The organism is Synergistetes bacterium HGW-Synergistetes-1, assembly GCA_002839185.1.
GTDB lineage: Bacteria > Synergistota > Synergistia > Synergistales > Synergistaceae > Caenicola.
On sequence record PGXO01000003.1, the window covers coordinates 155675 to 162900 of the forward strand.

At 50.2% G+C, this 7226-nt stretch carries 6 protein-coding genes; all 6 read right to left on the reverse strand.

From position 1 onward, the window contains the following. Positions 1-7: 7 nt before the first annotated feature. From CVV54_03555 to aroF, 6 genes are read right to left on the reverse strand one after another with little or no spacing between them, the layout of a single operon-like run. On the reverse strand, positions 8-1150 hold the full coding sequence (locus CVV54_03555) for a bifunctional chorismate mutase/prephenate dehydratase (protein ID PKL05040.1): 1143 nt from the start codon (positions 1148-1150) through the stop codon (positions 8-10). An 18-nt stretch (positions 1151-1168) separates the two neighbouring features. Beyond that, positions 1169-2254 carry a chorismate synthase gene (locus tag CVV54_03560; GenBank protein PKL05041.1) on the reverse strand — a complete coding sequence of 362 codons (1086 nt, stop codon included), beginning with the start codon at positions 2252-2254 and terminating at the stop codon, positions 1169-1171. Between the two features lies 1 nt (position 2255). After that, on the reverse strand, positions 2256-3521 hold the full coding sequence (gene aroA / locus CVV54_03565; protein ID PKL05042.1) for a 3-phosphoshikimate 1-carboxyvinyltransferase: 1266 nt from the start codon (positions 3519-3521) through the stop codon (positions 2256-2258). A gap of 5 nt (positions 3522-3526) precedes the next feature. Beyond that, positions 3527-4588: a 3-dehydroquinate synthase gene (aroB, locus tag CVV54_03570; GenBank protein ID PKL05043.1), complete on the reverse strand. Its 1062-nt coding sequence runs from the start codon at positions 4586-4588 to the stop codon at positions 3527-3529. Continuing rightward, a complete protein-coding gene (locus CVV54_03575; protein PKL05044.1) occupies positions 4585-5421 on the reverse strand; it encodes a prephenate dehydrogenase/arogenate dehydrogenase family protein in 837 nt (278 codons plus the stop codon). The genes aroB and CVV54_03575 overlap by 4 nt, the downstream gene beginning before the upstream one ends. Beyond that, the gene (gene aroF, locus CVV54_03580) at positions 5418-6422 is read right to left on the reverse strand and encodes a 3-deoxy-7-phosphoheptulonate synthase (GenBank protein PKL05045.1); all 1005 of its coding nucleotides are present in this window, start codon (positions 6420-6422) and stop codon (positions 5418-5420) included. The genes CVV54_03575 and aroF overlap by 4 nt, the downstream gene beginning before the upstream one ends. Between the last annotated feature and the right edge of the window lie 804 nt (positions 6423-7226).

The following is a 7226-nucleotide window of genomic DNA, read 5'->3' on the forward strand; positions in this document are numbered from 1 at the left end:
TTTCAACCTAAACTACCTCCATGTAGCTCCCAAGATACCTGAGCATTTTGCTGCTCTCCTCAAGCCGGACCAGCATCTGTTTGAAGGACTCTGAGTAGACTGAGGTCGAGAGGTCGAAATAGAACATGAACTCAAAGTCGCTCTCAGGAAGGGGCCTGCTCTCAAGCTTGTTTATGTTGACGCCCAGTGCGTAGAGACTCGAAAGTGCATGATAAAGGGATCCCGGCTTGTGCGGAAGTATGAGCATGACGCTGGTTTTGTCCGCTCCCGGATATATCTCAAGCTTCTTTGAGATGCATATGAACCTGGTAAAGTTGCCGCCGTGATCCTGGACAGAGCTGCGAAGGCATTCCAATCCGTAGAGTTCTGCGCATGAGGATGAAGATAGTGCAGCAGCATCCTTTCTGCCCGACTCATAGAGCATCTTTGCAGCACCAGCAGTGTTTTCACAAGGCGTTATCTTGACCTTTCCAAGTGACTTGATAAAACCGGCGCACTGAGCAAACGCCTGCTCGTGCGAAAAAATCTCCTTTATGTCGTTTATCGAGGATCCTCTGTTTACGAGAAGACAATGATCGACTTTTATCCTTGCGCTCCTGACTATGCTGAAATCGTATTTCATCATGAGGTCGTATATGGCGTTTACAGAACCGGCAGTGCTGTTTTCGAGAGGAAGCACGCCGTAACGGCAGAGCCCCTGGTCTATAGCTGAGAAGACACTCTCAAAGTTGGAAAAGTACATTATGCTTGGTGCAGTGAACATCTTCTCGCAGGCAATCTGCGAATAGGCTCCCTCTACTCCCTGGCATGCCACCAAAGGAGCATCAGGCAGTATCTTTGGAGTTTCCGCTATAGCCGCCTCGACCCTCTCATAAAGGTTGGAGCTTGTTCCGCTAAGCCTGTGCTGGTGTGCACGGCCGACCTCAAAGAGCGTAAGGTAAAGTGATCTGAGATATGGCTGCATCTCATCGGATGCCTTTTCCATTATCGAGGCAAGTTTTTCCCTTTCACGCCCCGGATCCCTTATCGGCAGGCCATTTTCCTTTTTGAATGCCGCAATGTCCGCCGATACCTCCATGCGTTCAAGAAACAACTGCGTAAGCTTCTCGTCTATTTCATCTATCCTCTTTCTGTGTTTTTCCAGACTCATCAAATTTCACCCCTATCTCTATATTCCCGAGCCAAGCAGCACATCATATATGGCTATAGCCGCAACTGATTCCACGCATGGGACAGCCCTTGGAACTATACAAGGGTCATGCCTGCCCTTTGTGCTTATCTTTGCGTTCTCTTTTTTTGAATAGCTGACAGTATCCTGTTCAATGCTTATCGAAGGGGTAGGCTTTACCGCCGCCCTGAATATCAGGGGCATACCGGATGTTATGCCGCCGAGGATACCGCCGTGGTTGTTTGTAAGCGTCATTATCCGGCCTTCCTTGTAAGTGAACGGATCGTTGTTGGCACTACCCATTGACCTGCTCCCGGCGAAGCCGCTTCCAAACTCAACGCCTTTGACAGCCGGAACTGAAAAAAGGGCACTGGCGATCACGTTCTCCATTCCTCCGAACATAGGACTGCCTGCTCCCGCAGGAAGACCGATGGCAGCGCATTCTACTATTCCGCCCACAGAATCCCCCGCAATTTTTGCTGCGCTTATCGCGCTCTTCATTAACTCTCCGGCCTCAGCATCATTTACCGGAAAAGCGCTTATTCTAACACGGACGATGTCATCCTCAGATACACTGACAGGATCAAAGGGGGTGTCACTCACACCGGCTATCTCACAGATGTGCGCTCCTACTGTGATCCCCTTCTCTTCCAGAAGCTGGAGCATTATCCCGCCTGCTATACATAGAGGAGCTGTAAGCCTGCCTGAAAAATGCCCGCCCCCGGAATAGTCCTGTACTCCATGGAATTTCATCTGAGCAGTGAAATCGGCATGCCCCGGGCGTGGTTTGTCCGCAATTTCAGAGTAATCACGGGATCTTGCGTCAGTGTTTTTTATCACTGCGGCAAGGGGAGCTCCGCAGAGGACTCCATCCCGGATGCCTGAAAGTATCTCCGGTATGTCAGGCTCGGAACGTTGGGTCGAAAATTCGTCCCTGCCCGGCACACGCCTTGCCATAAATTGGCCGAGCTTTTCCAGATCTATTACGTGCCCTGCAGGGAGTCCGTCTATAACTACTCCGATCGAGTCGGAATGAGACTGACCAAATATGGATATATGGATGTTTTTTCCAAATGTTGAGCTCATATTAGTTCTCCTTTCTGACTGATCCGCCCAGAGATTTAAAATCTTCAAAGAATCCGGGGTATGATTTTCCAACGGCTTCTGCACTTTTTATCACTATGTTATCCTCTGATATTAGTGAAGCAAGAGCCGCCATCATAACTATCCTATGGTCGCCGTGTGAATGTACCTCTCCCCCTGTAAGGGGCCTTCCCCCCCTGATCCGAAGCGAAGAAGCTTCTTCAGAGATGTCCGCGCCAAGCTTCCTGAGCGTGTCGGCAACTGTGAAGAGTCTGTCGCTCTCCTTGAGTCGCAGGCGCCCCGCATTGTATATTTCCGTCTCCCCGTTGGCAGCGCATGCCAGGAGCGCCATAGGCGGGACCAGGTCCGGGATGTCCATTGCGTCTATGCGTGCAGGCCTTAAGGTGCCGGATTTTACACTTACAGATTTTTCCCCGTAAACAGCCTCAACTCCCATTTCTTGAAGCACACTTACTATTGTCCTGTCACCCTGAGAGGAATTTATATTCAGCCCCCCGCATGTGAGGCTTCCGCCGGTGGCAGCTGCCCCGCAAAGCCAGAAAGCCGAGTTTGACCAGTCTCCCTCTGTAACAATGCTTCCGGGCGATACAAACCCCTTCTCCCCGGAAACTTCCATGGAACATTCCTTAAGCTCCGTCTTTACACCGAAGGTACCAAGCACATCCATAGTCATGTCTATATATCCTCCGGACTCTACCGTATCCGTAATTTTTATCCTGCTCTTTTTCCCGAGAAGCGGCAGCGCCATGAGAAGCCCACTAATGAACTGTGAGCTTACATCGCCGGGTATTGTGAACTCCCCGGCCGAGAGTCTGCCGGAAAAGGAGACTTTTTCCATCCCCTTGCCCTCTATACAAATCCCGCATCTTTCAAGCGTCTCCCACAACGGACCCATAGGCCTCTCCGCCAGTCTTCCGCGAAGAATGAATGTCGGCTCTGTTCCAAGCGCCGCTGCAACCGGAGCAAGGAACCTGTACGTCGACCCACTTTCGCCGCAGTCTAGCACGGCCCCCGATACCGGAGATTTTATTGGGGTGACAGAAATGATGCCGTTTGTAAATTCTATCCCCGATCCAAGAGCAGCAAGACATCTTATTGTCGCGCTGATGTCTTCTGAAAGGCTGCTGCATGATATCTTCGTCTCTTTATCCGCAAGAGCAGCGCAGATGAGCTGCCTGTGAGCGAAGGATTTTGACGGTATCGCCCGTATATTTCCCTTTATGAGAGAAGGCAGGACCGTGATTTTCATTATGCCTATCCAGCCTTCATAGCGGCTTTTATTACCGGATCCAGGTCATTGACCGGTATTTTTTTAAGTACACAGTGTCCGATCTTTTTCGGCAGGACAAGGGTCATTTCTTCAAGTGACCTTTTTTTGTCCGATATCATTGCATCCAGAAGCTCTGTCCCGCTCAGGTCTGTTTTGTGCGTAAGCCCGAATGATATGACCATATCTTTGATCTCTATCCTGCAGTCCGCATTGCATATACCCATCTCTTCCGCGGCGGAGGTGGCCATTACCATTCCGATGGCGACCGCTTTTCCGTGCGATATGGCATAGCCGCTGCACTTTTCTACAGCATGGCCGAAGGTGTGGCCGAAGTTGAGAAGCTGCCTTGCCCCTGTGTCGAACTCATCCTCGTATACCAGCCTGCTTTTTATCGCGAGGCAGCGCTCAATGATCTCTTCCATCTGTTCCCTGACCGGTTCTTTGAGCATGGCAAACAGCTGCCTGTCTGCTATTGCTCCGTACTTGATGACCTCGGCACACCCGTCCCTGAAAATATCGTCGGGCAGGGATGAGAGGAGTCCCGGATCGCATACCACAAGGTCAGGCTGGTAGAAGGTCCCGACCTGGTTCTTACCGGAATCCAGGTTTACGGCAGTTTTTCCTCCTGCAGAAGAGTCCACCATGGCAAGGAGTGTCGTCGGTATCTGGACAAAGCGTATCCCCCTTAGGTATGTGGACGCGGCGAATCCCGCTATGTCTCCCACCATGCCACCGCCAAGAGCAAAGACCGTGTCGCTCCTTGAAAATTTGTTGTCAGACAGAAAAGCGAGTATCTTTATGTAATTTTCAATGTTCTTGGAGCACTCTCCGTTTGGGATAACATGCACGGATACCTTGAAGCCGGCGCTTTCGAGAGATTTCGTTATCTGTTCTGACCAAAGGCGGTCTACGTTGTCATCGGTTATGAGTGCGGCCTTGGTCGGTCCGGTCAACTTCGCTGCAAGTTTGCCGGTCTTATGGGAAAGCCCGGCTCCGATATGTATGGAGTATCTCTTTCTGCCTGTATCGACTAATACATTCCTCACTGTCCATCGACCTCTTCCTTGGCTTTCTTGCCCTCTCTCAGAAGATCGCGCAGGGCCGGGAAGTCCTCAGCATCAAGCGCATCCCTGTATTTGGAAAGGGAGGAGATAAGGAAATCGAGCTCGCGGAGCAGGTTGTCTTTGTTGTTGATGAAGAGATCCGCCCACATGCCCGGGTCTAGCCACGCAACACGTGTGAGGTCTTTGTAGCTTCCTGCGGAGACTCCCTTGTGCTCCCTGGCAGTAGGGCTTTTGATGTAAGCGTTTGAGACAACATGAGCAAGCTGTGAGGTAAAGGAGACTATGTTGTCATGCTTTTCAGCGGTCGTTACGTGGAGAAAGCCGAACCCTATCGGCTCCAGCACCTTTTTCGCCCTATCCAGAAGCTGTATGTCATCGAATACATGAGGGACCAGTACCATTGGCGCTCCCGTGAAGAGGTCCTCGCTGCTGTTGGCAAAACCTGACTTGTGGGTGCCAGCCATGGGATGTCCGCCTATGAAGGTGAATCCATGTTCCTTCGCAAGCCTGAATCCCTCGCCGCAGACTATGCGCTTTGTACCGCAACAGTCTATCACTAGGGTCTTTGGGCATACCAATGGGGCGTGTTCATTAAGAAACTCCACTGTGTCCTTGGGGTTGATGGCTATAAGCAGAGCATCGCACTCACCGATGTTGTTTCTATCCATAGCCTCGTCGACTGCTCCGTATATTTGCGCAAATTCTACAACAGAGAGATCCTTGTCATATCCGAGGATCCGGTGATTCGAATTTTTTTTGTAGGCTTTGGCAAGAGAACCGCCTATAAGGCCGAGTCCGACTATTCCAATTTTCATGATGTGATCGCCTCCCTTATTTTGTTTATTTTGATAACAAGAGCTTTGAACTGTTCCGGCGTCAGGGATTGAGCACCATCACACAAGGCATGCTGCGGATCGTTGTGGACTTCGATCATCAGGCCGTCCGCACCTGCGGCAACAGCTGCCATAGCCATAGGTTCGACAAGCCTTGCAAGTCCTGTCGCATGGCTCGGATCCACCACTACAGGCAGATGTGTCAACTCGTGCAAAGCAGGAACTGCGGAGAGATCAAGCGTGTTTCTCGTGAACGTCTCGTATGTCCTGATACCTCGCTCACACAGGATAATGTTCTCGTTGCCCCCGGACATGACATATTCGGCACTCATAAGAAGTTCCTTGAGAGTATTGGCAAGCCCTCTCTTCAGAAGGATCGGCTTCTTTGTCATTCCCAGCTCCTTGAGAAGGTCAAAGTTCTGCATGTTTCGGGCTCCAACCTGGATCACGTCGATATCTTCGAAGAGATCTATATCCCTTACGTTCATGATCTCAGTAACTATCGGCAGTCCTGTACGCTTCCTGGCTTCAAAAAGAAGATCAAGGCCGTCTCCTTTGAGCCCCTGAAAATCATAGGGGGAGGTGCGGGGCTTGAATGCTCCGCCGCGCAGAAGGGTCGCGCCTGAAGCCTTCACGGATTCCGCAACAGCTATTATCTGCTCACGCGACTCTACTGAACACGGTCCTGCTATGATCTGGAAGCTGCCGCCGCCGATCTTGACACCATTGATGTCCACAACTGAATCATCCGTGTGGAATTTCCTGTTGGCGTTTTTGAAGGGTTCGGTGATCCTTTTCACCGACTCGATCATGTTGAGGCTTTCGACAAGGTTGATGTCAACTTTGGTAGTGTCCCCGATCAGTCCAATGATCGTCTTATACTCTCCCTGCGAAATATGCACCTCAAGCCCCATCGACCTGAACCAGTCGCAAAGGCTTTCCCTCTGTTGTACCGTAGTTCCCTCTTTCAATATTGCGATCATTGAAATCACCCCTTCTGCAAAATTAAAAAGAGGCCGCAGGATTTCGATCCCGTGCGGCCTCTTACTGTTGACTTATTATTTCAGTCCGGCGTTTTTATATGCCTTCAGTATGTGAGTTTATGCAACACGAATCGCTTTTATTGCGTGTAAAGCAATAAAAGTAATAAAAGCCTGCAAAATTAAACTCACGAAGTTTAGGCATTCATTGCGCCCCTTTCACTGAAATTTCGTGTAGTTTGTCACATAATGTCAACTTTGTCAAGAAGGGGAAGCAGGCGGGAAAAGCACCCGCCGGGAGTCTATTGGGAATCAATTGCAAATCGATGGCAAATCAGTTGGGTGGTGCAAAAAATAGCTCATAAAGCAAATTCAGATCCAGCTCAGTGGCATACGGGAGGTGGCAATTGGGGCAGAGCGTGGATGATGATGACGCAATATCTGTCGGAAAAACATCCGACGGGAGTCAGTAGGGAATCGATTGCAAATCAGTTGGTCCTTAGTTCTTAACAATTGCTTCGCAACCGCTTCCCGCGACAGGTACTGTCGCAGCTTCCCGCGGCATCTTCATGCCGCACTTCGCCAAAGTATCATCATACGTCGAAGCGAGGACACGCAAACCTTGCTAAGTCAGCGCCGCGCTTTTAGGGTTTTACGATAGTACCAACATCGCAATTGGGGCAGATCGCGAGTGATGACGACGCAACTTGTGATGTTCCGAACCGAGACCAGCTATCAAAAGTCAATAGGTAATTAGAAAATAATTAAAAAGCAATAGGTATCATGACAAGTAAATATAAGTGGCAA

What these genes read in the sequence shown, in the direction of transcription:
- CVV54_03575 (PKL05044.1), bottom strand. Translation starts at nt 5,421, where the DNA reads ATGAAAATTGGAATAGTCGGACTCGGCCTTATAGGCGGTTCTCTTGCC.
- CVV54_03555 (PKL05040.1), bottom strand. Translation starts at nt 1,150, where the DNA reads ATGAGTCTGGAAAAACACAGAAAGAGGATAGATGAAATAGACGAGAAG.
- aroF (PKL05045.1), bottom strand. Translation starts at nt 6,422, where the DNA reads ATGATCGCAATATTGAAAGAGGGAACTACGGTACAACAGAGGGAAAGC.
- aroA (PKL05042.1), bottom strand. Translation starts at nt 3,521, where the DNA reads ATGAAAATCACGGTCCTGCCTTCTCTCATAAAGGGAAATATACGGGCG.
- CVV54_03560 (PKL05041.1), bottom strand. Translation starts at nt 2,254, where the DNA reads ATGAGCTCAACATTTGGAAAAAACATCCATATATCCATATTTGGTCAG.